17 protein-coding genes and 2 pseudogenes are annotated in these 24541 nt (G+C 59.5%); 8 read left to right on the top strand and 11 right to left on the bottom strand.

All coding sequences use genetic code 11. From position 1 onward, the window contains the following. Positions 1-63: 63 nt before the first annotated feature. Together ercA and AC1DXW_RS20045 are read left to right on the top strand one after the other, a co-directional pair. Complete coding sequence (gene ercA, locus AC1DXW_RS20050) at positions 64-1227, top strand: alcohol dehydrogenase-like regulatory protein ErcA (RefSeq protein WP_477760365.1); 1164 nt, start codon at positions 64-66, stop codon at positions 1225-1227. Then, the gene (locus AC1DXW_RS20045; protein WP_477754757.1) at positions 1211-2947 is read left to right on the top strand and encodes a PAS domain-containing hybrid sensor histidine kinase/response regulator; all 1737 of its coding nucleotides are present in this window, start codon (positions 1211-1213) and stop codon (positions 2945-2947) included. Before ercA ends, AC1DXW_RS20045 begins: the two co-directional genes overlap by 17 nt. Here the strand turns inward: AC1DXW_RS20045 and AC1DXW_RS20040 are convergent. The 6 genes from AC1DXW_RS20040 to copC all read right to left on the bottom strand — a co-directional run bounded on the left by AC1DXW_RS20040 (position 2923) and on the right by copC (position 8702). Further along, complete coding sequence (locus AC1DXW_RS20040) at positions 2923-3813, bottom strand: aldose 1-epimerase (protein ID WP_477754758.1); 891 nt, start codon at positions 3811-3813, stop codon at positions 2923-2925. The two genes, AC1DXW_RS20045 and AC1DXW_RS20040, sit on opposite strands and share 25 nt — an antisense overlap. Before the next feature lie 58 nt (positions 3814-3871). After that, positions 3872-4759, bottom strand: coding sequence for an SMP-30/gluconolactonase/LRE family protein (locus tag AC1DXW_RS20035; protein ID WP_477754759.1), 888 nt, complete (start codon positions 4757-4759; stop codon positions 3872-3874). A gap of 52 nt (positions 4760-4811) precedes the next feature. Continuing rightward, a complete protein-coding gene (locus AC1DXW_RS20030) occupies positions 4812-5636 on the bottom strand; it encodes an NAD-dependent epimerase/dehydratase family protein (protein ID WP_477754760.1) in 825 nt (274 codons plus the stop codon). A 282-nt stretch (positions 5637-5918) separates the two neighbouring features. Beyond that, positions 5919-7214: an OprD family porin gene (locus tag AC1DXW_RS20025; protein WP_477754761.1), complete on the bottom strand. Its 1296-nt coding sequence runs from the start codon at positions 7212-7214 to the stop codon at positions 5919-5921. Positions 7215-7475: 261 nt separating this feature from the next. Then, positions 7476-8333 (bottom strand): copper homeostasis membrane protein CopD, encoded by an 858-nt coding sequence (gene copD / locus AC1DXW_RS20020; RefSeq protein ID WP_477754762.1) that lies wholly within the window; start codon positions 8331-8333, stop codon positions 7476-7478. Positions 8334-8336: 3 nt separating this feature from the next. Next, complete coding sequence (gene copC / locus AC1DXW_RS20015) at positions 8337-8702, bottom strand: copper homeostasis periplasmic binding protein CopC (protein WP_477754763.1); 366 nt, start codon at positions 8700-8702, stop codon at positions 8337-8339. A gap of 135 nt (positions 8703-8837) precedes the next feature. Here copC and AC1DXW_RS20010 point away from each other — a divergent pair, with 135 nt between their 5' ends. After that, positions 8838-9458, top strand: a complete 621-nt coding sequence (locus AC1DXW_RS20010) for a TetR/AcrR family transcriptional regulator (protein WP_008017494.1) — start codon at positions 8838-8840, stop codon at positions 9456-9458. 142 nt (positions 9459-9600) lie between these two features. Here the strand turns inward: AC1DXW_RS20010 and preA are convergent, their stop codons facing one another. From preA to hydA, 3 genes are all read right to left on the bottom strand, one after another. After that, entirely contained in the window at positions 9601-10875 is a 1275-nt protein-coding gene (gene preA, locus AC1DXW_RS20005; protein ID WP_477760364.1) for an NAD-dependent dihydropyrimidine dehydrogenase subunit PreA, read from the bottom strand. Further along, positions 10876-12243, bottom strand: a complete 1368-nt coding sequence (locus tag AC1DXW_RS20000; RefSeq protein WP_477756992.1) for an NAD(P)-dependent oxidoreductase — start codon at positions 12241-12243, stop codon at positions 10876-10878. It abuts the gene before it with no gap. 161 nt (positions 12244-12404) lie between these two features. Then, positions 12405-13844: a dihydropyrimidinase gene (hydA, locus tag AC1DXW_RS19995; RefSeq protein WP_477760363.1), complete on the bottom strand. Its 1440-nt coding sequence runs from the start codon at positions 13842-13844 to the stop codon at positions 12405-12407. A 540-nt stretch (positions 13845-14384) separates the two neighbouring features. On the opposite strand from hydA, the gene AC1DXW_RS19990 reads away from it, so the two are divergent. Further along, positions 14385-15869 carry an NCS1 family nucleobase:cation symporter-1 gene (locus tag AC1DXW_RS19990; RefSeq protein WP_477756402.1) on the top strand — a complete coding sequence of 495 codons (1485 nt, stop codon included), beginning with the start codon at positions 14385-14387 and terminating at the stop codon, positions 15867-15869. A gap of 150 nt (positions 15870-16019) precedes the next feature. After that, positions 16020-17300, top strand: coding sequence for a Zn-dependent hydrolase (locus tag AC1DXW_RS19985; protein WP_477760362.1), 1281 nt, complete (start codon positions 16020-16022; stop codon positions 17298-17300). A 114-nt stretch (positions 17301-17414) separates the two neighbouring features. Here AC1DXW_RS19985 and AC1DXW_RS19980 read toward each other — a convergent pair whose 3' ends face one another. Continuing rightward, positions 17415-17873 (bottom strand): REP-associated tyrosine transposase, encoded by a 459-nt coding sequence (locus AC1DXW_RS19980; RefSeq protein ID WP_477756532.1) that lies wholly within the window; start codon positions 17871-17873, stop codon positions 17415-17417. Between the two features lie 280 nt (positions 17874-18153). Between AC1DXW_RS19980 and AC1DXW_RS19975 the strand changes: the two genes are divergently transcribed. After that, positions 18154-19275: a LuxR C-terminal-related transcriptional regulator gene (locus AC1DXW_RS19975; protein WP_477756531.1), complete on the top strand. Its 1122-nt coding sequence runs from the start codon at positions 18154-18156 to the stop codon at positions 19273-19275. A 634-nt stretch (positions 19276-19909) separates the two neighbouring features. Next, positions 19910-22465, top strand: a complete 2556-nt coding sequence (locus AC1DXW_RS19970; RefSeq protein ID WP_477760361.1) for a hypothetical protein — start codon at positions 19910-19912, stop codon at positions 22463-22465. Positions 22466-22637: 172 nt separating this feature from the next. Here the strand turns inward: AC1DXW_RS19970 and AC1DXW_RS19965 are convergent. Then, positions 22638-23024: pseudogene (locus AC1DXW_RS19965) on the bottom strand (SDR family oxidoreductase); the annotation flags it as partial. Between the two features lie 173 nt (positions 23025-23197). Here AC1DXW_RS19965 and AC1DXW_RS19960 point away from each other — a divergent pair. Next, a pseudogene (locus AC1DXW_RS19960) lies at positions 23198-24541 on the top strand (hypothetical protein); the annotation flags it as partial.

Genomic DNA, 24541 nt, shown 5'->3' with positions numbered 1-24541 from the left:
CATTCACAGCTGGATGGTTTAGTGTGGTTTCTACCTTCCAAAACAATAAAAACAGGCTTTCCAATGAGCCAGAGTCTCAACCAGCTGCGCAAATTCGTTTCACCTGAAATCATCTTCGGTGCCGGTAGCCGGCACAGTGTCGGCAATTACGCCAAGACCTTTGGCGCGCGCAAGGTCCTGGTGGTCAGTGACCCCGGCGTGATCGCCGCCGGCTGGGTCGCCGATGTCGAAGCCAGCCTGCAGGCCCTGGGCATCGAATACTGCCTTTACAGTGATGTCTCGCCCAACCCGCGGGTCGAAGAGGTGATGTTCGGCGCCGAGATGTACCGGGAAAACCACTGCGACGTGATCGTCGCCGTCGGTGGCGGCAGCCCGATGGACTGCGGCAAAGGCATCGGCATCGTCGTCGCCCATGGCCGCAGCATTCTCGAATTCGAGGGCGTGGACACCATCCGCGTGCCCAGCCCGCCGCTGATCCTGATTCCGACCACTGCCGGCACCTCGGCCGACGTCTCGCAATTCGTGATCATTTCCAATCAGCAGGAGCGCATGAAGTTCTCCATCGTCAGCAAGGCCGTGGTGCCGGACGTTTCGCTGATCGACCCGGAAACCACCCTGAGCATGGACCCGTTCCTGTCGGCCTGTACCGGCATCGACGCCTTGGTGCATGCCATCGAAGCCTTCGTGTCCACCGGCCACGGGCCGCTGACCGATCCCCATGCGCTGGAGGCGATGCGCCTGATCAATGGCAACCTGGTGCAAATGATCGCCAACCCGACCGACATCGCCCTGCGCGAAAAAATCATGCTGGGCAGCATGCAGGCCGGGCTGGCGTTTTCCAACGCCATCCTGGGCGCGGTGCATGCCATGTCCCACAGCCTCGGCGGCTTTCTCGACCTGCCCCACGGCCTGTGCAACGCGGTGCTCGTCGAGCACGTGGTGGCCTTCAATTACAACTCGGCGCCGGAGCGCTTCAAGGTGATCGCCGAGACCTTCGGCATCGACTGCCGAGGCCTGAATCACCGGCAGATCTGTGGGCGCCTGGTCGAACACCTGATCGCCCTCAAGCACGCCATCGGCTTTCACGAAACCCTCGGTTTGCATGGCGTGCGGACCTCGGACATTCCGTTCCTGTCGCAGCATGCGATGCACGATCCATGCATCCTGACCAACCCGCGCGAATCCAGCCAGCGTGATGTCGAGGTCGTCTATGGCGAAGCCCTCTGACGAGCAACAACGAGCCCTGGCCGGGCTGCTGGGGCTGGGCAGCCATTCGGCGCGCAAGAGTCATTACCCGGAACTGGCCGCGCGCCTGGATGATCTGGAAGCCGAGCGTAACCGCTACAAGTGGCTGTTCGAAAACGCGGTGCACGGGATCTTCCAGGTCAGCCTGCACGATGGCATGCGCGCCGCCAACCCGGCGCTGGCACGCATGCTCGGCTACCAGGACCCGCAGGAGGTGCTGTTCTCCCTGACCGACCTGGCCAGCACCCTGTTTGTCGACGGCGCGCAGGAGCTGGAAAACATCGGCGAAATCCTCAGGCACCAGCGCAGCCTGCACGGCTATGAAACCCGCTTGCGGCGCAAGGACGGCAGTCATCTGGATGTATTGATGAACCTGTTGCTCAAGCCCGGCCAGGAAGGGCTGGTGGAAGGGTTCGTTTCCGATATCACCGAGCGCAAACTGGCCCAGCAACGCCTGCAGCAACTCAATGACGAACTGGAGTTGCGCGTCGTCGCGCGCACCAATGAATTGCTCGAAGCCAACCGTAACCTTCAGCAGCAGATCACCCAGCGTAAACAGATCGCCCGGGCCTTGCGCGACGCCCGCGATGCCGCCGAGGCGGCCAATCACAGCAAGGACAAATACCTCGCCGCCGCCAGCCACGACCTGCTGCAACCGCTGAATGCCGCGCGGTTGCTGATTTCGACCCTGCGCGAACGCCAATTGCCGGAAGCCGAACAACTGCTGGTGGAACGTACTCACCAGGCCCTGGAAGGGGCCGAAGACCTGCTGACGGATTTGCTCGACATTTCCCGGCTCGATCAGGCCGCGGTCAAGCCGGACATCGCCCCGTACCGCCTCGACGAACTGCTCGGGCCGCTGGTCTCGGAGTTTCAGTCCGTCGCGCAGGCGGCCGGCTTGAACCTTCGGGTGCGCATGGCCGATTACGCCATCAGCACCGACTTGCGGCTGATGACGCGGATCCTGCGCAATTTCCTCAGCAACGCCTGCCGCTACACCGACGAAGGCAGCATCCTGCTGGCGGCAAGGCGTCGCGGCGAGATGTTGCGCCTGGAGGTCTGGGACACCGGGCGTGGCATCGCCGCGGACCGGCTCGATTCGATCTTCCTCGAGTTCAACCAGCTGGACGTCGGCCGCGCCGCCGACCGCAAGGGCGTGGGCCTGGGGCTGGCGATTGTCGAGCGCATCGCCAAGATCCTTGGCTATAAGATCGGCGTGTACTCGTTGCCGGGGCGGGGTTCGATGTTCAGCATCGAGGTGCCGATATCCGACGAGGTTCCATTGCCCGTGAGCCAGGCGGTGCCACAACCGGGCACCGGCAACCCGCTGCCGGGCCGCCGTTTACTGGTGCTCGACAACGAAGTGAGCATTCTCGAAAGCATGAGCGCGTTGCTTGGGCAGTGGGGCTGCGACGTGCTGACCGCCACCGATGAAGCGGCTGCGCTGGCGGCGCTACGCGGGCAGGCGCCGGAACTGATTCTCGCGGACTATCATCTCGATCACGGGGTGGTCGGCTGTGATGTGGTGCGACATTTGCGCGAGCATTTCCACCAGGACATTCCCGCGGTGATCATTACCGCCGACCGCACCGACCATTGTCGGCGTGCGTTGCAGCGGCTCAACGCACCCTTGCTGAACAAACCGGTGAAGCCCGGCAAGTTGCGCGCGGTGTTGAGTCAACTGTTGGCGGCGCCAGCCTGAAGCGGCCGATACTGCAGGGTAAAGCACAGTTCGGTGGATTGGCCCTGTTCCAGCAAACGCAAGCCTGGCCGACCGGGCAGGTGGTGCGCGTTGACCGGGTGGCTCACCGGTTCGATACAGAAAAACCCCTGACCCACCGGGCAGTAGAGCAAATAGTAATCGCTGCCTGTGGCCTGGCAGTCGAGTTCATAGCCGAGGTCGGGTTGATGGATCAGGCAGTGGCCGTCCCATTCACAGAAACCGTTGTCCACCAGCGCTTCGGGCAATGACTTGAGTTGCTGAAAATCCCACTCGAGCGGCAATGCGCTGAGTTCTGTCGGCAGCTTTGCCCCGTCGCACAACCACACGTGCCGGGCCGGTGCCTGTAGTCGGGTGTTCGCTGTCCGCGGCAGGTACGGGTGCAGCCCCAAACCATGCCACGCCGCGTTTTCAGCCTGGTGCGTGACGTGCATTTCGATGCTCAGCTTGCCCGCGTGCAAATGGAAGCGTTGCCGGGAGCGCCAGGCGAAGGGTGTTGTGCTGTCCAGTTGCAGGATTACTTCATTTTCAGATCGGGAAATCACCTGCCACGGCTGCTGCCAGGCGCTGCCGTGAATCGGCAGGGGATCGGTGAGGCTGTTGGGCGTCAGTGCCAGCCAGCCGTCGGGGCAATCGAAACCACCTTCGGCAATGCGATTGGACCAGGGGATCAAGGGAAAGCAGCCAAGCTTGCCGGGCAGGCCGGTGTTCAGGGCATGCGCATCGGCGCGGCGCAACAAGGGTTGGCCAGAGCTGCGCGCGGTCCAGTTGACGATGCTGCCGCCGAGTTCCGGGGCGAGGGTGAGATGGGTGAATTCGTCTTCGAGTTCGATCAGTGTCAGCGACATAGTGACCTGCTACTTGATTTTTGAGGTTTATCCCTCGCCACAGAAGCTCCCTCATCATTCAATCGTTGAAAAGGGGTTCGGGTAAACCTGTTACGCCGGGGTCGAGGGCGAACACGCCACCGGCCAGTGATTGCGGGTCATGGTCGTCGCCGGGGCGGATCGAGGTCACGAACAGCGTGTCCAGTCGAGGGCCACCGAAGGCGCACATGGTGGGTTTTTTGACCGGTATGGCGAGGGAGCGGTCAAGTCGGCCGTCGGGGGTAAAACGGTGGATCAACCCGGCATCGTTGGCGCAAATCCAGTAGCAGCCATCGGCGTCGACCGCCGCGCCATCGGGACGCCCGCAGTACTGATTCATGTCGACGAACACGCGTCGATTCGAAGGCGTACCGGTGTCGATGTCGTAGTCGAAGGCCCAGATCTGCTGGACCTGGGGATGGGAATCGGACAGGTACATCGTGCGTCCGTCCGGGCTGAAGCCCAGGCCGTTGGGCACGATGAAACCGCTCAGTCGGGCGTCGAGCGGCTCGCGCTGCCCGGCGCCGTAGCGATACAACCTACCCTCGGCGGCGTTGGCGCCCATGTTCAGCACCATGCTGCCGGCCCAGAAGCGTCCCTGACGATCGCAACGGCCGTCGTTCAAACGCATGTCGGTGCGGGCATGGTCGACGCGGGCCAGCCGTTCACTGTCGAGGCTGCCGTCGTTGCGCGGATGCAGGTGGAAGAACCCGCTTTCCATGCCGGCGACCCAGCCTCCGTCACGATGACGGGCGATGCAAGCGAGCATCTCCGGGGTTTTCCAGGCATCCACCTGCCCGGTTTCGGCACTCCAGCGCTGTAAACCGCCAGCGGGAATATCGACCCAGTACAGCGCGTTTTCCTCAGGCACCCAGACCGGGCTTTCACCGACGGCGTTGCGGGCGTCGACAATCAATTCGGCTTGCATGGCAACTCATTCCCTTGGTTTTTGTCGTGGGGATCAAGTGAGCGGCGCGGGCTCAGTCGCCGAACGGACCGGCTGCGCAGAAGGCGCCACCCTGATAGAGCCGCGCCGGGTCGTCGGCGGCTGGCATTGGCTGGGCTTCGATTTTTTCGCGGAACACTTCGGAACTGTCCTGCGGGGCAAAACCCAGGGCCGTGGCATAACGGTTGTCCCACCAGATGTCCTTGTTGTCGGACATGCCGTAGACCACGGTGTGGCCGACATTCGGCGTGTACAAGGCGCGTTCGAGCAGTCGGGTCAGGTCGCCGAAGCTCAGCCAGGTGCTCATCATCCGGCGGTTATGCGGTTCCGGGAACGAGGAGCCGATGCGCACGCTGACGGTCTCGATGCCATAGCGGTCGAAGTAGAAGGTGGCCATGTCTTCGCCGTAGGACTTGGACAGGCCGTAGTAGCTGTCCGGGCGGCGAGGGGAGTGGGCGTCGATCACTTCGTCCTGCTTGTAGAAGCCGATCACATGGTTGGAGCTGGCGAAGATCACCCGCTTCACGCCGTGGCGGCGCGCCGCTTCGTAGATGTGGAACACGCCGCAGATGTTGGCGCCGAGGATCTCTTCGAACGAGCGCTCGGTCGACACGCCGCCGAAGTGCAGGATCGCGTCCACGCCTTCGACCAGTTGATGCACCGCCTGCTTGTCGGCGAGGTCACAGGGCATCACTTCTTCGCGGTCATCGATAGCCGGCGCGATATCGGCGATATCCGACAGGCGAATCACATTGGCGTAGGGGCGCAGGCTTTCGCGCAGGATTTTCCCGAGGCCACCGGCGGCGCCGGTCAGCAGCAGGCGATTGAAAGGGGGGCGGGCGGTTGCTGTGGTCGTCATGGGAATCCTGGACACGCGGTTGTTGTTATTGGTTTGTTGTAGGTTGTCGTATGACTGTGCTGGAGTATCCTTAGGGTTTCCGGCACTTGTCAACGCGACATTGTTGGAAATTGACGGAGGGTCGGTTCATACCTGCTGGCATTGATCTCCAGACTGGCGTGGAACCTGTGGGAGCGAGCTTGCTCGCGATGGCGGTATAACAGTCAATGCAGATGTTGAATGTTACGGCCTCATCGTCGGAACGCCGCCCGGAGCAAGCTCGCTCCCACAGTGGTTTTGTGTTTACAGCAGGCTGATCGGATAGCTGATGAACACCCGGTTCTCATCGAACTCGTTGGTGCTGAAGCTCTTGCGAATGCTCGCATTACGCCATTTCACGTTGAGGTTTTTCAGCGGGCCGCTCTGCACCGTGTAGGCCAGTTCGGATTCGCGGCCCCATTCCTTGCCGTCGGTGATGGCGCCGGTGTGCACATTGTCGCCACTGATGTAGCGATTCATCAGGGTCAGGCCCGGAACGCCCAGGGCGACGAAGTTGTAGTCGTGGCGCACTTGCCAGGATTTCTCCCGGGCGTTGTCGTAGCTGGAGTTGTAGCTGTCGTTGGCCAGGGTGCCGCCGCTGGTGCCGTTGACCCGCATCCAGACGTTGTCACCGGTGAGTTTTTGCAGGCCGACGTAGAAGGTATTGCCGCCATATTTGGCCGAGAGCAGGGCGAACGCAGTCTTGTTGTCGAGGTCACCGGCCTTGGCACTGCCGTCTTCCTTGCCGATGAAGTAGCCCAGGTTGGCGCCCAGGGTCCAGTCGCCAACGGGCTGGCTGTGTGTCAGGTTGAAGTATTGCTGCTGGTAAATGTCACTGAGTTCCGAGTACCAGACGCCGACCTGCGTGCGCTTTTCATTGAACGCATATTCACCGCCGCCGAAATTGAAACGGTCCGAGGTAAACGCCGCTTTGCCGTTCATGAACATGTCTTCCATGCTCGCGTCGTTACGCGGGCTGTTTTTCTGGAATTGACCGCCGTACAGCGTCAGGCCGCTTATTTCGCTGGAGGTCACCTGAGCGCCCTGGAAGGTCTGCGGCAGCGAGCGGCCATCGTCGGAGCGCAGGATCGGCAGCACTGGCATCCATTCGCCGACCTTCAATTCGGTTTTCGAGACCTTGCCTTTGAGCGCCACGCCGAGCCGGCCGAAATTGTCGGCGGGGCGGCCGTCGTCGTGGATCGGCAACAACTGTGTGCCACCGGTGCCTTTGCCGCCATCGAGCTTCTGCGAGTACAGGCCCAGTACATCGACACCGAAACCCACGGTGCCCTGGGTGAACCCGGACCGGGCGTCGAGAATGAAGTTCTGCGTCCACTCTTCCGCCTTGCCCTGGGGGTAGGCCGGGTTGGTGTAATTGCGGTTGAAGTAGGCGTTACGCAGGTTCAGCGTGGCCTTGGCGTCGTCAGTGAAACCTTCGGCCTGGCAGGTGATGGGCAGGACGAGGGCCAGGCCGCTGCAGCCGATCAGGCTCAGGGTATGACGACGGGTAAAGTCTGGACGCGAAGAACGGGCGGACGAATTACGGACGAGCTTGCTCACTGTGACGCTCCCTTGTTTCTTGTTGTTTTTATTATTGTCATACGTCGTCGTACAACATGGGGGGCGATATTTGCGGGATTTTTGTGGGTTGTCAATTGGAAGTTATACGATGACTTGGTGCGGACTTCGGGATATCCGGGAAACCTGTGGGATAAAACTGTGGGAGCGAGCTTGCTCGCGATGACGGACTGTCAGTCAACATTTCTGTTGGATGTCAGGCCGCTATCGCGAGCAAGCTCGCTCCCACAGGGGATGGATACATCAGTTAGAGATCATTGGCGGCAGGGTACCCAGAAGCGAGACCGCCGCCACTGCGCCGAGCCCCAGCATCCACTCCAGCATCACGCTGGCGCGCAGTGTTTGCAGACGCTGTTCGCAATCATTGATCCGCAAGCGATTGAACAACGCCAGGCCCAGCATCGAGGCCACCAACAATGCCTTGATCGACAGGATCAAGGCGAAACCGCTGAACAGCGGAGTCGGCCAGAATGCCCCGGTGAGTACCCGCACATTGATCAGCCCGGTGATCAGCAACCCGGCGACCAGGCCGTAACCGACGCCGCTGAAGCGCTGCAACATCACGCGGATCGAATGCCCATCGGGTTGACGCAAGATCATCACCAGCAGCATCAAGCCGCCGAGCCAGGCACCCACGCAGAACAAGTGAATGAGTTGATTGAGGATCAGCAAATGCCCGGCGGTGCCATCGAGCATGGCGCCGTGACCGACCGGGGCCAGCGTGGCCACCAGCAGACCGCTGAGGATCAGGCGCAGCGCAAGGCTGGCGCGTAGTGGGGTCAGCAGCGACGCCAGTAGCAGCAGGTTGATCAGCAAATGCCAGCGCCAGACCTGGCCGAAAAAGGTGTTGCCCAGCACCAGGCCCAGGGTCGACGGATCGAAGGCCGCGTCCCACGCCCCGGCCATGCTCGCGGTAATCAGCAGCAACCAGCAGACCCCGCTGGCCAGCGCCACCACGGCCAGCCACCGGCAGGTCCGTGCCAGTCGCTGATCCAGTGCCGTTTCGCCATTTGCAAGCAAGGGCCTGAACACCCAGCCCCCGAACAGCATCAACACCACGATGAAATGCAGGAAGCGGCACAGCACCAGCGCGCTCGCCATGAATTACTGGCCAACCTTGAAGGCGTAGGCACCTTCGCTTTTGTGGGTGTCGACCGACACTGCGTGCCATTCGACTTTGTAGGCCCCGGCGGCCAACGGCGCAGCCGGGGTGACGATCAGGGTCTTTTTATCGCTGCCTTCGGTGGTCAGCGCTTTGATCGCTACCGGTGCGCCATCTCGGGTCAGCGTGACTTTGGTGAAACTGGCCTCGATACCCTCGGAGAACTCCAGGCGCAATTGCGCTGGCGCGGCCACGGTGCTGTCGGCGGCCGGTGTCTGGCTTTTCAGGTGGGCGTGGGCAAACACCGAAGAAGCAGCGAGCAGCGAGCCGAGCAGGGCAGTGACGGTCAGGGTTTTCTTGAGCAGCATCGTGGGGACCTCAGGCAGTTTCCAAGTGCGCAGAGTTTAGCTTTACGACAGCGGTTGTACGAAGTTTCGTTTTCCCCTGTCGCCGCGGTCCAGAGCGGATGCTAGTCTTGCCCAACGTTGTTGTCGGGGATCCGCATGGGCAATCACAAGATCGAGATTCGTCGCAGTAACGTCGAAAAAATCCTGCTGGGGGCGGAAAAGGTCTTCGCTGAAAAGGGCTTCGGCAGCACCGCCATGGCCGACATCGCCGCCGAGGTGCAACTGCCGCGTTCCAACCTGCACTACTACTTCAGCACCAAGACCGAACTGTACAGCGCCGTGCTGTTCGACTTGCTGGAAGTCTGGAAGCAGGACGCGCTGTGCTTCGAGATGTTCGATGACCCACGCGTGGTACTCAGCAGCTACATCCGCGCCAAGATGAACCATTCCCGCAGCCGGCCATATGGTTCGAAAGTCTGGGCCAATGAAATCATCCACGGCGCGCCGACCCTCGGCGCAGCGCTGGATGCGAGCCTGTACGACTGGGCCAAGATGAAGGAAGCGAAAATCCGCCAGTGGGTGGACGACAAACGCATCCTGCCGGTGGAACCCTCGAGCCTGCTGTACATGATCTGGGCCTCGACCCAGCACTATGCCGACTTCGATCACCAGGTGAATATTCTCAACGATCATCAGCCGCTGTCGGACATGCAGTTCGAAAAAGCAGTGCAGACGGTGACCAGTGTGATTTTGCGGGGGATTGGGTTGGAGCCTTGAGATTTGTGGTGTAGCGGCCGGCCTCATCGCGAGCAAGCTCGCTCCCACAGGGATCATTGGTGTACTCAGGATTGACGTACGACACAAATCTACTGTGGGAGCGAGCTTGCTCGCGATGGCGTAATCTCAAACGCTGAAAACCTCAAGGGCTGACATGATACGGATTCCTCGGATCATGATTCCAGTCCAGGAACGGCTTGCCGGTCTCCACCGGCACCATCTCGATGCAGTCCTGCACCGGGCAGGTGATCTGGCACAGGTTGCAGCCCACACACTCCTCATCGATCACTTGATACTTGTGAGTGCCGTCCGCTTGCTTGAGGCTGGCCACGGCCTGGTGCGATGTGTCCTCACAAGCGATATGGCAACGACCACAGCCAATACACGCCTCCTGATCGATTTTCGCGATCACCTGATAGTTGATGTCCAGGTACTTCCAGTCCGTGGTGTTGCCCACCGCGCGGCCGGAAAATTCCGAGATGCTGGCGTAGCCCTGACTGTCCATCCAGCGCGACAATCCGTCCTTCATGTCCTCGACAATCCGGAAACCGTGCAACATCGCCGCGGTGCACACCTGCACCGAGCCGCTGCCCAGGGCGATGAATTCCGCGGCGTCGCGCCAGTTGCCGATGCCGCCGATGCCGCTGATTGGCAGGCCCTGGGTCTGCGGGTCGCGGGCGATTTCGGCGACCATGTTCAAGGCAATCGGCTTGACGGCCGAACCACAATAACCGCCATGGGTGCTTTGGCTGCCGACCATGGGGTTGGCGACCATGCGTTCGAGGTTGACGCTGGTGATCGAGTTGATGGTATTGATCAACGACACCGCATCGGCACCGCCTCGATGGGCGGCGCGGGCGGCGACGCGGATGTCGGTGATGTTCGGCGTGAGCTTGACGATCACCGGCAGCGAGCAATACGTCTTGCACCAGCGGGTGACCTGTTCCACGTATTCCGGCACCTGGCCGACTGCAGCGCCCATGCCGCGTTCCGGCATGCCGTGGGGGCAGCCGAAGTTCAGTTCGATGCCGTCGGCACCGGTGGCCTCCACCAGCGGCAGGATGTTTTTCCAGGACTCTTCGACGCAGGGCACCATCAACGACACAATCAGCGCGCGGTCCGGCCAATCCTTTTTGACCTGGGTGATTTCCCGCAGGTTGATCTCCAGAGAGCGGTCGGTGATCAGCTCGATGTTGTTAAAACCGAGTACTTCCCGGTTAGCCCCGAAGTGCGCCGAGTAGCGCGACGACACGTTCACCGCCGCCGGGTCTTCCCCCAGGGTTTTCCAGACCACGCCGCCCCAGCCGGCCTCGAAGGCGCGGACCACATTGTAGGCTTTGTCGGTGGGGGGCGCGGAGGCCAGCCAGAAGGGATTGGGTGCTTTGATGCCGGCGAAGACAATCGACAGATCGGCCATTTACGCAGCCTCCACATTGAGCATCAGTTGAGCATTGATTGCCTCGGCGGCGCGCTTGCCATGCTGCACGGCTTGCACGGTAAGGTCTTGGTCGAGGCTGGTGCAGTCGCCGCCGGCATACACGCCGGGGATGCTGGTGCGCAGGTTTTCATCGACTTCGATGCGCTCGCCCTGGCGTTTGAGCTCACGGGCCAGCGGATCGCTGAGGGCGCTGCCGTCGAAGGCCTGGCCGATGGCCTTGAAGATCGCATCGGCGGCCAGTTCGAAGGTTTCACCAGTGGTTTGCAGGCGACCTTCCACCAGATGGGTTCGGGCGAAACGCATGCCGCGCACGCGGCCCTGGTCATCGAGCAGCACTTCTTCCGGTTGAGCCCAGGTCATCAGCCGCACCTGATTGGCCTTGGCAATGTCCTGTTCGTGATGGGTGGCACCCATGTCCTCGACGCCACGGCGGTACACCAGATTCACATCGTGGGCGCCGAGGCGGGCCATTTGCACCGCCATGTCGATGGCGGTGTTGCCTGCGCCGAGGACAATGCAGTGGTCGGCCAGGGGCAGTTGGCTCAGGTCATCGGCCTGGCGCAGTTCGCGGATGTAGTCGGTGGCGGCGAGCAGGCCGGGCGCATCTTCGTGGGCCAGGCCCAGCTGTTTGCTGGCGTTGAGCCCGAGGCCGAGGAACACCGCATCGAACTGTTGGTGCAGTTCGCTGAGGGTCAGGTTCTCTCCGAGCTTGTGCCCGTGGCGGATTTCGATCCCGCCAATCTGCAACAGGAACTCAAGCTCCTTTTGTGCGTAGTCATCCACCAGCTTGTATTTGGCGATCCCGTATTCGTTGAGGCCGCCAGCTTTTTCCCGCGCCTCGAAGATCACCACGTCATGCCCGTGCATGGCACTGCGGTGGGCGCAGGACAAACCGGCCGGACCGGCACCGACCACGGCGATGCGTTTGCCGGTGGCGGCAGCGCGCTGGAAGGGGTGCGTGCTGAAGTGGGCGTTGTCCACGGCGTAGCGTTGCAACAGGCCGATCATGACCGGTGCACATTCGTGAGCGTTGTTGCGCACACAGGCTTGCTGGCAAAGAATTTCCGTTGGGCACACCCGGGCGCAACTGCCGCCGAGGATGTTGGCCGAGAGGATTTTCTGCGCGGCACCTTGCACGTTGTCCTGCGCAATGTTGCGAATGAACGAGGGAATGTCGATTTCGCTCGGGCAGGCATTCACGCAGGGCGCGTCGTAGCAATACAGGCAGCGCGAGGCTTCCAGGTGCGCCTGACGCTCGTTGAGCGGCGGCGCCAGATCGGTGAAATGGCCGGCGAGGGCGGCCGCATTCTCAACGGGATGCGGGAGGTGGTCCAGGGTCTTGATCACGGTATTGGCCTCACGGTTATTTGAGGTGCTGCCTCTGAATGGGCATTGTTTTTTTGTTGTCTGGGCTGACGTCATCGCGAGCAAGCTCGCTCCCACAGGGATCTCGGGTGTTCACAAAACCTGTGGGAGCGAGCTTGCTCGCGATAGGCCGCAGGCCGCTCTCAGCGTTTCACAGCAACCGGCTGATTCAACTCAGCCCGCTTGCTCAGCAAATCAAACACCGCCGGGTACGCCGGCCGTTCGATGTAGCGCCCGGCCCCGCGTTCGGCCCGCAGGTCGCCGTCGGCCCAGACCACGCGGCCCTGGCTGATGGTGTGGCTGGGCACGCCGCGCACGGTCTTGCCTTCGAAGATGTTGAAGTCCACCTGCTGATGGTGGGTCGTGGCGGAAATGGTCCGGGTGCCTTGCGGGTCCCACAGCACCAGGTCGGCATCGGCACCGACGCGGATCGCGCCTTTGCGTGGGTAGAGGTTGAAGATCTTCGCCGTGTTGGTGGACGTCAGCGCGACGAATTGCTGCATCGAAAAGCGTCCGCTGTTCACGCCTTCATCCCACAACACCGCCATGCGGTCTTCGATGCCGGCGGTGCCGTTGGGGATCTTGCTGAAGTCGTCGCGGCCGGCGGCTTTTTGCTCGGCGCAGAAGCAGCAGTGGTCGGTGGCGGTGGTGTGCAGGTTGCCCGATTGCAGGCCATGCCAGAGCGCCTCTTGATGGCCGCGAGGGCGGAACGGCGGGCTCATCACGTAACCGGCGGCGGTTTGCCAGTCCGGATCGCGGTAGACACTGTCGTCCAGCAGCAGGTGCCCGGCTAGTACTTCGCCGTAGACCGGTTGCCCTTTGCCCCGAGCGTAGGTGATTTCGTCCAGCGCTTCCTTGGTCGAGACGTGGACCAGGTACAGCGGCGTGCCCAGGGTTTCGGCGATGCGGATCGCCCGGCTCGCGGCTTCGCCTTCAACCTGGGAAGGGCGCGACAGGGGATGCGCTTCCGGCCCGGTGATGCCCTGGGCCATCAGTTTGCGTTGCAGGTGATACACCAGTTCACCGTTTTCCGCGTGAACGGTCGGCACCGCGCCCAGTTCCAGGCAGCGTTCGAAACTCGCCACCAGGGTGTCATCGGCGGCCATGATCGCGTTCTTGTAGGCCATGAAATGCTTGAAGCTGTTGACGCCGTGCTGGCTGACCAACTCGGCCATTTCCTCGCGGACCTGCTCGCTCCACCAGGTAATGGCGACGTGAAAGCCGTAGTCCGACGCCGACTTCTCGGCCCAGCCGCGCCACTGATGGAAGGCTTCGAGCAAGGATTGCTGCGGATTGGGAATCACGAAGTCGATGATCGATGTGGTGCCGCCAGCCAGTCCCGCCGCCGTGCCACTGTAAAAGTCCTCGCTGGCCACAGTGCCCATGAAAGGCAGTTGCATGTGGGTGTGCGGGTCGATGCCGCCGGGCATCAGGTACTGGCCGCTGCCGTCGAGCACTTCGGCGCCTGCAGGTATATCGAGATTTTCGCCGATGGCCTTGATCACGCCGTCTGCGCAATACACATCGGCGCGATAACTTTCATCATGGGTAATAAYGGTGGCGCCACGGATCAACAGAGACATTCCGAGTTCCTCGCAGGCAATGACCGACTTATGCCGGTTCTAGATGTTTTATTCAAAACAGCCCGCACAGAACTAAACCTGTCAACGCTGTCAGGATTAAACGCTAGCTGCACTTATCAGAATCGGCAAGAATATTTTTTATAAGCTTATGCTGTTATTAACTAATTGATATTTAACGATTAAATACAAGAATCACCAAAATGGTGAGACCACTCACCATTTTGACGCACTTGACAGGATCGAAAAATAGTCAAGATTTCCTATGTGAAATCAGCTGTTTGAGTATGGTCTATGGTTGATGCGCAGCCATTGAAAAAAAGATCAACGCACCAGTTTGAGTCCTGACTGTCCGGACAACTTGCCTGGCATTTGGCCTGAGTGGCCTGACAAATAGTCGAGTCAGCGAATAAAACTGATAAACATCAGTTGGTTGCAATGTGTTTATGGAACTGCCCGATGCGTAATCGGGGTACACGGCACGTTTATTGATGCCGCCAGCCCCTGATGAGCAACAATAATCAAAAGAACAGTGGAGCGGCCATGCAACAGATCAGATCGCAAGTGACCGAGCGCGACGGCTTGTTCGAGCTCGAAGCCGGCAGCGATGTCCTCGACAGTCCCCGTTACAACCACGACATTGCACCCACCAAGGTGCGCGAACGCACCTGGAACAAATGGCACATCACCGCGCTGTGGGTGGGCATGGCGATCTGCGTGCCGACCTACACCCTCGGCGGTGTGCTGACCGCGTATTTTGGCCTGACCGTCGGCGAAGCGCTGCTGGCGATTCTGTTCGCCAATATCATCGTATTGATTCCCCTGACGCTTAACGCCTTTCCCGGCACCAAGTACGGCATTCCCTTTCCGGTGTTGCTGCGCTCGTCCTTCGGCGTGCTCGGTTCCAACATTCCGTGCCTGATCCGGGCCCTGGTGGCGTGTGGCTGGTTCGGCATCCAGACCATGTTCGGCGGGCTGGCGATTCACCTGTTCCTCGGCTCGGTGTTCGAGGGCTGGAAATCCCTGGGCGGCACCGGCGAGGTCATCGGCTTCATGGTGTTCTGGGCGCTGAACCTGTGGGTGGTGATTCGCGGCGCCGAGTCGATCAAATGGCTGGAAACCCTGTCGGCGCCGCTGCTGGTGCTGGTGGGCGCAGGCCTGCTGGTCTGGGCCATGCCCAACGTGTCGATGAGCGAATTGCTGGCGATTCCGGCCAAGCGCCCCGAAGGTGCCGGCGTGGCCAGCTACTTCGCCGCCGGGCTGACGGCGATGGTCGGCTTCTGGGCCACGCTGTCACTGAACATTCCGGACTTCAGTCGCTACGCAAAAAGCCAGAAGGACCAGATCGTCGGGCAGATCATCGGTTTGCCGCTGACCATGTTCCTGTTTGCCTCCCTCGGCGTGGTGATGACCGCGGCCTCGGTGAAGCTGGTGGGGGTGACGGTGTCCGATCCGGTGACCCTGATCGGCCATATCCAGAGCCCGGTGTGGGTCGCACTGGCGATGGCGCTGATCATCATCGCCACGCTGTCGACCAATACAGCGGCCAACATCGTGTCGCCGACCAATGACTTCCAGAACATCGCGCCCAAGGCCATCAACCGCACCAAAGCGGTGTTGCTCACCGGGTTTGTCGGGTTGGCATTGATGGCCCATGAGCTGCTGAAAAAACTGGGCCTGATTGTCTCGGACGTCAGCCTCGAAACCGTCTATTCCAACTGGTTGCTTGGCTATTCCAGCCTGCTGGGGCCGATTGCCGGGATCATGGTGGTGGACTATTTCCTGATCAAGAAACAGCAACTCGACCTTGCCGGCCTGTACCGCGATGACGTGTATCCGGCGTGGAACTGGTGCGGTTTCCTGGCCTTTGGCGTGCCGGTGGTGTTGACGCTGCTGTCCCTGGGCAGCGATGCGTTCAGCTGGTTCTACAGCTATGGCTGGTTTACCGGCTCGGCGCTGGGTGGGATTATTTATTATGGGTTGAGTGTGATGCGAGTCGATCCGTCGGTAGCGAAATCTCCGGTGTGACGACTGGCCCCATCGCGAGCAAGCTCGCTCCCACAGGGGATTTGTAAACGCTGGAGATCCAATGTGGGAGCGAGCTTGCTCGCGATGAGGGCTTTGAATCCACCGACGAAACACCTGAAAAATCCATAAGAACAGCCTGAGGAGATCATCATGAACGCTGTCGTCGACGTTCTGCAGTCCAACCATCAGCACATCAACCGCGACCGCCTGTGGCAATCGCTCATGGAGCTGGCCAGGCTCGGCGCCACGGTCAAGGGCGGCGTGTGTCGCCTGGCCCTGACCGATCTCGACCGCCAGGCCCGGGACATTTTCGTCAAATGGTGTATCGATGCCGGCTGCACCGTCAGCATCGACGCCGTCGGCAACATCTTCGCTCGCCGTCCCGGGCGCAACCCCGACCTGCCGCCGGTGATGACCGGCAGCCACATCGACACCCAGCCCACCGGCGGCAAGTTCGATGGCTGCTTCGGTGTGCTGGCGGGCGTCGAAGTGCTGCGCACTCTCAATGACCTGAACATCGAAACCGAAGCGCCGCTGGAGGTGGTGGTCTGGACCAACGAAGAAGGCTCGCGCTTCGCCCCGTGCATGATGGGTTCCGGCGTGTTCGCGGAAAAATTCACCCTCGAGGAAACCCTGGCCAAGGTCGATGCCGATGGCGTGACGGTGGGCGAAGCACTGAATGCCATTGGCTACGCCGGCCCGCGCAAAGTCAGTGGCCACAAAGTCGGTGCCTACTTTGAAGCCCACATCGAGCAAGGCCCGATCCTTGAAGACGAACGCAAGACCATAGGCGTAGTCATGGGCGCCCTCGGGCAGAAATGGTTTGACCTGAAACTGCGCGGCGTCGAAGCCCATGCCGGCCCGACCCCGATGCACCTGCGCAAGGACGCCCTGGTCGGCGCCGCGGTGATCGTCGGAGCGCTCAACCGCGCCGCCCTCAGCCATCAACCCCACGCCTGCGGCACCGTCGGTTGCCTGCAGGCCTATCCCGGCTCGCGCAATGTCATCCCCGGCGAAGTGCGCATGACCCTGGACTTCCGCCATCTGGAACCGGCGCGCCTGGACTCGATGATCGCCGAAGTGCGCGAAGTCATCGAAACCACCTGCGACGAACACGGCCTGACCTTCGAACTCACGCCAACGGCCGACTTCCCGCCGCTGTACTTCGACAAAGGCTGTGTCGAAGCGGTACGCGACGCCGCCCAAAGCCTGGGCCTGTCGCACATGGACATCGTCAGCGGAGCAGGGCACGACGCGATCTTCCTCGCCGAACTCGGCCCGGCCGGAATGATCTTCGTGCCGTGCGAAGGCGGCATCAGCCACAACGAAATCGAAAACGCCGCGCCGGATGACCTGGCGGCGGGGTGTGCGGTGCTGTTGCGGGCGATGCTGGCGGCTTCGGCGACGATTGCCAGTCAATCGGCAGCCTGAAAGTCAAAAGATCGCAGGCTGCGCCAGCTCCTACATTGACCGAGTACAACCTTTGCGGATGTGCGCGTTTCCCGTAGGAGCTGGCGCAGGGTGCGATCTTTTGACCTTGACCTTTCAAATCCAAATGGCATCCCACAAGGGATAATCACCCGCCCGTTTCACCAATCCCGCCCGCAAAGGATTCATGACGATGTACCGAGCCGCATCCTTGATGTCTTCATCACGACGTAATGCCCGGTCGTAATACCCTCGCTGCCACAGACGACCTTGATCGCCGCGCATAAGATTGATCGAACGGCTGCTTCTGGATTTGATTCGGCACATCAGCTCGGCCAACGTGCCGTGCTTCAATTCCATCAACCAATGCAGATGATCCGGCATGACAACCCAGGCCATGGAGGTCACCAGCGATGCTTCATCGGCACAACGCAGTTGATCGACCAGAAGCCGTCCAATCCGCCAATTTGCGAACACAGGCTCTCGTCGATGGGCGACAGCGGTCAGCAGATAAATACGACCAGATTCCGAAAATCGAGCGTTGCGCAGGCGACATCCATTTGCAGCGACAGGCATTCCTTGCCCTCCTTGAAATGTATTGGCAAATGAACGTTAGCCGTTAGCGCGAGAGCCATGGATGAAAGCATTTTCCGAATATTTCGGGAGTACATAATTCCTGTAGGAGCTGCCGAAGGCTGCGATCTTTTGATCTTCAGCCACTCAACTGACGTCGAAAATCAAAAGATCGCAGCCTTCGGCAGCTCCTACACGTGCACATCTGCACGATAATGAACGCGCGCGGTCGTAATCTTCACAGGCCGGCGCATGACGGCGCCGCCGCACGCGGGGAGAACCCATGAGCCAGGACGTCCTGACCACTGAAACCAATCACCGCCAGTTGCAGCAAATCATCGCCGGTTTGTCCGACGGGGTGATTCTGCTGGACCCCGACCAGAGCATCCTGTGGGCTAACGAGGCGGCGCTGGCCATGCACGGTGTTTCGCAAGTCAGCGATCTGGGTGCCAATGCCGAGGCGTATGCCAAACGCTTCGCCTTGCGCCATCGCAACAATCACGTCGTGCCAGTCGACAGCTATCCGATCAACCGCGTGGCTCGCGGCGAGACGTTCAGCGATGTGCTGGTGGAGGTGACCTCGGCGGCGGACGAAGAGCGTACCTGGGTCCACCGCGCGCGCAGCCTGGTATTGACCGACAGCCATGGCGAGCCGCAATTGCTGGTGTTGATCATGGACGATCTCACCGACCGGGTCAGCGCCGAGCAACGTTTCGCCACAGCGTTTCGCCTGTCCCCGGTGCCGATTCTGCTGTGTGGCGCGGCTGATCAACGGGTGCTGGACGTCAACGAAGCGTTCCTCGATACCCTCGGTTATCCCCGTGAGGAAGTGCTTGGGATCAGCATTGCGCAGATCGATTTCATCGATGACAAAAACGCGCGCATCTGGCTGTTCGCCGCGCTGGAGAAAACCGGCAGTCTGGACCGTTTCGATGTGCGCGTGCGCAGAAAAGACGCCGGGCTGATCGATTGCACCGTGTCGGCGGACACTGTGAACATTCAAGACAACCCGTGCTATCTGCTGGTGCTGGTGGACATCACCGAGCGCAGGCGCACCGAGCTGGAACTGGTGTCGGCCATCGAGGAAACGATGAAGGACGCCTCATGGTTCAGCCGCACGCTGATCGAAAAACTGGCCAAGGTGAAGAACGTCAATTCACCGAAGTTGCCCAGCGTGTCCTTCACCGACCTGACTGCCCGTGAGCGCGAAGTGCTCGGCCTGATCTGCGAAGGCCTGGCCGACAAGGAAATCGCCGCGCGCCTGAAACTCGCGCCCAATACAGTGCGCAACCACGTGGCGGCGGTGTATTTGAAACTCAATGTGCACAGCCGCAATGAAGCGATTGTCTGGGCGCAGGAGTGGGGACTGTTCTCGAAAGAGTGGCGGCCAAAGGGGCAGCGATAAGGTGCAAATGCCATCGGCCGGGCCATAAGTGATTCGCAGATTTTTATTTTTGTGCCAGGTGTGAGGATTTTGCGCACCGGTTCTGTTGTCACAAAAATGTGTCTATCACTTATCGCGGGTCAACCGATGAAAACTCTTGGGAAACGCGTTATCTCATCTTTGTCGCTGGCATTGTGCGTAGCGATTCTCGGCGGCTGTGCCAGTCCGCCACCCCCTCCACCGGTCACTCCACCCCCTCCAGAACGCACCTGCCAGGCCATGGATAAAACCGATGTCCTGGGCGATGTACGGGCCGAAGACGGGCAAGTGACCCGAGTCACCACCACGACTCGTTGCGTGACGCAGTAAACCCCAAAGCGGCCTTCAGTCGGTCCGTGTTGAGGAAATCGAGGGTGAAAACCGCACGATTCGCGGATGCTGCCGCCGGTCGTGCGTGCCATCGGTTTGGTCATCGCGAGTGCTGTCGGTGCCGTTCGGCTGGCAGTTGCCGAAATCCATCGGTCTTTTGAAGCACTTCTTTATCGCCAATTGTTCTAGAAAAACTGTCAACTCTGACAGTTTCTTGCGTGCCAATTATTCCCGATAGTTGAATGACCATCCCTGATCATTCACTTGCCAGCATCGAGAGCACGCCATGACCATCGAATTTAAAGCCGGAGCCACAGGAATCGAGCCCGTGTACATCTGTCACGGAGCTGAACATGACYTCAAGATTGCGGCCGGGGCGGATAGCCCGTGGGTGAATCAGGGCGTGAGTTTCAATCAGGTTCCGGGGGAATCCTCTCCGATCACTATCGATCCTGAATTGGGCAAGTATCAGAAGCTTCTGGCGGCGGGCAGTGAGTGGAAGTTGAATTGCCCGGCGAATGGAACGGACATCGATTTCAATCTTCAACTGCAAAGTGAATTTACCGCCGCGCCTTGTAAAGTTGCGTTGAAATTGGGGGACTATCGGCGAGCCATTCTCAGTAAACGTGACCCGATCAGCGCTCCGGTGGTGGGGGACAAAGTGGCCGCGGAGGTTCAAATCGGTTCATTTTATACCGGCAAGGAACTGGAGGGCGTTGAGGTCGAGTGGTACTTCGGCGGGGGGATTGTGCAGAAGGTGCCGACTACCGGTCTGGGGTGGAGCAGGTTCGAACATGTCGTTACCACCGCGGGGGAGCATACGATTACTGCAAAGGTTCATAGCCCTTATGACGATAAAATGACAGAGCAGAGTTTTACGATCAATGTATATGTGGAGAGTCCTTGGGAACAAGCCAAGTTAACCGTCAACGGTAAGGAGGTGAAATGGAACGAACCCATTTTATTGCACCGTGGGCAGGCAAGCGATGTAACGGTGGAGGCTCCACCGGGAATTGCCAGGGAGCTCAACCTGGAGCTGGTAGAGAATGGCGGATTGTCCATCGTAGCATCGCCGAATTTTGGCGATTGGGCGGCTCCCGTCGATGGCAAGTTCAATTGGCAGATTACGCCGGAGGCTGGCAAGAGCGGTCGTATCACCCTGAGTTTTTATAGCCGGGAAGTGCTGGTGCCGTGGGAGCATCGAAGCCTGGTGATTTCGCACAATCTTTCGGATGAAGTGGATAAGGTCCTGGTGGGCGGTGTTCCTTCCCCTGCCGGCGGTGCTGTGTTCTTCAGGAATGAACCGCAGCCCGTCACCCTGACCTACAAGCCAGGCAGCCCCCTGCAAGACTACCCGCTGGAGCTGACAGGCACGCCGCTCACTGGCGTGCAACCTGGCAATCTGACGGTAACCGCGTCAGGCAAGAATACCTGGGCAGTCAAATCCCATACCAACAGCGGCACGTTCAAACTGGAGTTGAAAGGTGCGGACATGACCTCTGGCATTACGCTGCCCGTGTGCAAGGTAATGTCGCGGTACCTGACGGAAGAGGCGGACGTCAAGATCAATGGCGTCCTGGTTCCTCCCAGTGGCAATGTATTTTTCAGGGGACAGGCTCAGGTCGTTACGCTGACGCCTAAAGCTGGCAGTCCGATCGCCGGGCATCTGGTGAAGCTGACGTGCGAGGTCAAAAGCGGTCTTGTTGCGGCCAATGTGGTGAGTGCGCCTGCATTTGGCAGTGAGCAAACAACTCACAGCTGGCGCGTCACCGGCTCGACCAAAAGTGGGACCTTCCAGCTGAGTCTTGCGGGCAAGGACATGACCCGCCCGATCACTGTGGCGGTGAGCAAGTTGCTGTCGACCAACCTGGCTGATGAGGCGGACGTCAAGATCGATGGCGTACCGGTTCCTCCCGGTGGCAATTTATTTTTCAGGGGACAGGCTCAGGTCGTTACGCTGACGCCCAAAGCTGGCAGTCCGATCGCCGGGCATCTGGTGAAGCTGACGTGCGAGGTCAAAAGCGGTCTTGTTGCGGCCAATGTGGTGAGTGCGCCTGTATTTGGCAGTGAGCAAACAACTCATAGCTGGCGCGTCACCGGCTCGACCAAAAGCGGCACCTTCCAGCTGAGTCTCGCGGGCAAGGGCATGACCTCCCCGATCACTGTGGCGGTCAGCAAGTTGCTGTCGACCAACCTGGCTGATGAGGCAATAGTTAAAATAGACGGTGATGCGATACCGGCAAACGGGGCAGATTTACACGGGGGAAAAACTAAAAAACTCACTTTGGATTACAAAGATGCAAAGGCGTTAATTGGCGTTCCTTTGGCCCTTGACTGGATTCCTGAATCGGGCCTTGTCGAAGGTGATCTTGCTAGCCAACCGCCTCTTGGCCAACTATCCACGCAGCATGAATGGATGGTCACAGGGAAGGACAAAACAGGAACGTTCAAGCTAAAGCTATTCACTGAAGCAGAAAAGGCGACACTCCTAACGCCGACGAACCGGTTGTCGCGGAGTAATTATTTCAGATTCATCTACGCGACCGGCACCCCGATACCATTGCCTCCGATGACGGCCTATGCAGCGGTAAATGTTACTTATGCTAGTGGTGTGCATCTTATGTATGAAGATGGCTCCCCAATGGTCGGTGTGCCTGTGACTTTTTACGTACCGGAATATGAGGCGATTACTGATACAACTGGCCCTGCAGGGAAAGCATATGGGGGATACTTCAAGTACAGCACCCTTGGTATACGTGAATTCCGCGCAGTAGCGGCGCTTCCAGATGGGCCGATATCGGTAGACGCGTTGGTGAGGGTTGGTGTTTCTGAAGCTCAATAACCGGCAGACAAATGCCACTGAGTACGCCTTCTTTGCAGCTGTCGAACGAGCCGATATGTCACTTCAGCTCGCGGGTAAAGAAGGCGGTGTAGCTTTTTTTACAATGTCGTTATCCATCTTGAGCTGCCGGCTTTTCTGCTCCAACTGCCGGATGCGTTGTTGTTTAAGCGCTTCAGGACAGAAACCCCCCATCCACATTCAACGAAACCCCAGTCGTATAACTCGAAGCATCACTCGCCAGATACAACACCGCCCCGGCCATCTCACTCGGATCCGCCACGCGCTTCAGCGGAATCTGCGTCAGCGCGGTGTTCAAAATTGCCTCATTCTTCACCAGTGCCGAAGCGAATTTGGTATCCGTCAACCCCGGCAACAACGCATTGCAACGAATCCCGAACTGCACACACTCCTCGGCAAACACCTTGGTCATATTGATTACCGCTGCCTTGGTCACCGAGTAGATGCCCTGGAAGATGCCCGGCGAGACACCGTTGATGGAGGTCACGTTGATGATGCCGCCGCCGGTCCTGCGTGCCGTCGTGTTGGTCATTGCGAGTGCTGTCGGTGCAGTTCGGCTGGCCGTTGCCGAAAGCCATCGGTCTTTTGAAGCACTTCTTTATCGCCAATTGTTCTAGAAAAACTGTCAACTCTGACAGTTTCTTGCGTGCCCATTTTTCCCGATAGTTGAATGCCCCTCCCTGATCATTCACTTGCCAGCATCGAGAGCACGCCATGACCATCGAATTTAAAACCGGATCAACCGAGCCAGGTCCCGTGTACATCTGCCATGGAGCCGAAGACGACCAACGCCATTTCCTGACTATTGTGCCTAAGGAAGATAGTCCGTGGGGTAATCAAAAAGTGAGCTGCTATGACCTGGTTGGTGAGCCATCTCCCTCAGTCAGAATTGCTCCTGAGCCAGGTGTCTTTCAGACGTTTCTACTGACAACAGGTGCAAAATTGGAACTCCACTGTCCAGCGAACGGCACCGATTGCGATCTGAATTTACGGTTACGGAGCGAATTCACGGCGGAACTTTACGAAATCCCGATGCGATTGGGGCACTACCGTCGCGAGATTCTCGATAGCCGCAGCCCGATCGGTGTTCCGGTGAAGGGGGATACGGTGACGGCGCAGATCACGGTCGGTTCTTTTTACACAAAAGGTGTACTGAACGACATTACTGTCGTGTGGTCGGTGAATGGGGAGGAGGTGACCATACCCACATCGGACTCGGGCATAAGCCGGTTTGACTATCAAGTCAACATCTTGGGTGAGCAAACGATCACGGCCACAGTCCACAGCCCGTATGACGCCACGCCAGTAGAAAAGTCTTTTAAAATTAAGGTTTATGAGGACAATCCCTGGAAAGGAGCCACGTTAACCGTTAACGGTAAGGTCGTAGGATGGAACGAACCCATTTTCTTGCCCCGTGGGCAGGCAAGCGATGTAACGGTGGAAGCTCCACCCGAGATCGCAAAGCAATTCAAGCTGGAGTTGGCTGAGGGTGGAGGCTTGAATATTGATGCGTCACCGAAATTTTCAGATTGGGTGCCTGGCGTCGATGGCAAGTTCAACTGGACACTCACGCCGGCGGATGGCGAGAGAGGCCTTGTCACCCTGGTTTTTTTGAGCCTGGAAGTGTTGCTGCCTTGGGAGCATCGATGCTTGGTGATGTCAGACGATCTTTCGGATGAAGTGGATCAGGTACTGGTGGGCGGTGTTCCTTCCCCGGCCGACGGTGCCATGTTTTTCAGGAATGAGCCGCGGACCGTCACCCTGACCTACAAGCCAGACAGCCCCCTGCAAGACTACCCGCTGGCGCTGACAGGCACACCGCTCACTGGCGTGCAACCTGGCAATCTGACGGTAACCTCCTCAGGCAAGAATACCTGGGCAGTCAACTCTCATACCAACAGCGGCACGTTCAAACTGGAGTTGAAAGGTGCGGACATGTCCACTGGCATTACGCTGCCCGTGTGCAAGGTGATATCGCGCAACCTGGCTGATGAGGTGATAGTTAAATTAAACGGCGTTGCGATACCGGCAACCGGGGCAGATTTCATCGGTGGCGGG

It is taken from the genome of Pseudomonas sp. P4_C4 (assembly GCF_056402055.1).
Note: the sequence above shows the minus strand (reverse complement) of the source record. Positions and strands in the feature narration are given on the sequence as shown.